2 protein-coding genes are annotated in these 1,934 nt (G+C 61.4%); both read left to right on the top strand.

The genetic code is table 11. The annotated features are described in order from the left end of the window. Positions 1-1,229: TonB-dependent receptor (locus tag AC1DQP_RS20025; protein WP_478052369.1), on the top strand; the 1,229-nt coding region annotated here is incomplete at its 5' end. A gap of 102 nt (positions 1,230-1,331) precedes the next feature. Beyond that, positions 1,332-1,934, top strand: a 603-nt coding sequence (locus AC1DQP_RS20020) for a FadR/GntR family transcriptional regulator (protein WP_478052368.1), incomplete at its 3' end; no start/stop codon positions are given.

The raw sequence follows: 1,934 nt of genomic DNA, 5'->3' as shown, positions 1-1,934 counted from the left end.
CCGGCAACATCACCGCGAACCCGAACCCTGCCAACCAGGTGGTCGGGCTGTTCCCGGCTAACAGCTTCTTCTGCAGCAAGCGTGGCAACTCGGCACTGAGCCAATCCTTCCTCACGCCCTGCTACGACTACCTGATCAACAACGCGGATCAACTGCGCGCTTATTACGGCCTGCCGGATGGCCTGGCTGCCGAAAACCCCGGTCGCTTCTTCGACATTCAAGAACGCAAGTCGGCTGGCTACGTGCAAGCCAAGTACGATTTCGATGTATTCGGCCTGCGTGCCGATGGATTGGTGGGCGTGCGCGCAGAGAAGATCAAGCGCGACCTCAATGCCTTCTCGTTCGATGCCAGCACCGGCGTCTACAGCGCTATCACGCGGAATACGCAGGACACCAATACGCTGCCCAATGCCAGCTTGAATTTGCACTTCAATGATGCCTGGCAGTTACGCGTGCTGGCCGCGAAGACGCTGAGCTACCCGGACTTCGGTGCGCTGAACCCGTCGATCTCGCTGAACCCGGGCACTGTCAATCGTGCGGGTGTGGCCAGCAGCGGCAACCCGGACCTGAGCCCTATCAAGTCGACCAACTACGACGTGTCGCTGGAGTGGTACTTCTCGCCGGTGGGTTATGCGAGTGCCGGCGTGTTCTATCGCGATATCGATGGCTACATCCAGAACTACATCACCAATGTGGTCATCGCCGGTGAGGACTATGAGCTCTCCTCGCCCCAGAGCGCCGGCAGCGGCCATCTGCAGGGCGTGGAACTGGCGTATCAGCAGACCTTCGACTTCCTGCCGGGTGCATGGAGCGGCCTGGGCGCGCAGCTGAACTACACCTACATCGAGGGCGACACCAAATCGCCGGAGTTCATCGGTGGCCCGGTGATTTCCCGCCCGCTGCAAAACGTATCCAAGAACAACTACAACGCCGTGCTCTTCTACGAGAACTTCGGTCTATCAGCTCGCTTGGCCTACGGCTATCGCAGCCGCTACATCGACTTCTTCACCCAGCCGACCGTTGCTGGAACCGAAGACCAGGTCGAGCCGGCCAGCTCGCTGGACTTCTCGATCAGCTACGACGTGACCCCTCGCGCCACCGTGGTGTTCTCGGCGACCAATCTGCTGGGCAACAATCTGCACCAGTTCTGGGGCAGTGGCGATACGCGGCCGCGCGACATCCGCTACCAGGATAAGACTGTGGCCATGGGCTTCCGGTTCAAACTGTGATGACGGCCGCCCCCATGTCAAAGCAAGCCACCCTGCCGAACCCCTTTTGTCGGATAATAGGAGTGACCGCGCTCAGCGGAGCACCAAGCCAAAGGGGTGTCTGTGAAACGGATCGAGCTACGCAACCTTCACGATCAGGTTACCCAGGAGATCGGGCAGCGCATCGTCAGTGGCACGATCAAGCCGGGCGAGTACCTGCCCAAGGAAGAGCTCTTGGCACAGACCTTGTCGGTGAGCCGCTCGGCGCTTCGCGAAGGGTTGAAGGTGCTCGGCTCCAAGGGGCTTATCGAAACGAAGCAGAAAACCGGTTCGCGGGTGCGCGAGCCCCGATTCTGGAAGCAGCTGGACAGCGACATCCTGGCGTGGCGCTGCGCGCTGATGCCAACCCAGGACTTCGTGGACAAACTGGTGGAAATGCGCGAAGTGATCGAACCTGCGGCGGCCGCCTCGGCAGCGCAGCGGCGGTTGCCCGCGCAACTGGCCAAGATCAAGGCGGCCTACCTGGCGATGGCCGACGCGCCGGACCAGGACGCGTGGGCCAAGGCGGATCTCTCCTTCCACGAGAGTGTGCTGGAGGCCACCAACAACGAGCTGCTGAGCTCGCTGTTCTCGGTGATCGACGCCGCGCTGGGCACGTTCTTCCTGCTCTCGGCGCAGACTGCCAAGGACTTCAAGTACTCGCTGCCGCGCCACTTCGACGTGTAC

The organism is Stenotrophomonas sp. P5_A8 (genome assembly GCF_056400545.1).
The sequence above is the reverse complement of the archived record's forward strand: the minus strand, read 5'-3'. Positions and strand labels throughout refer to the sequence as shown.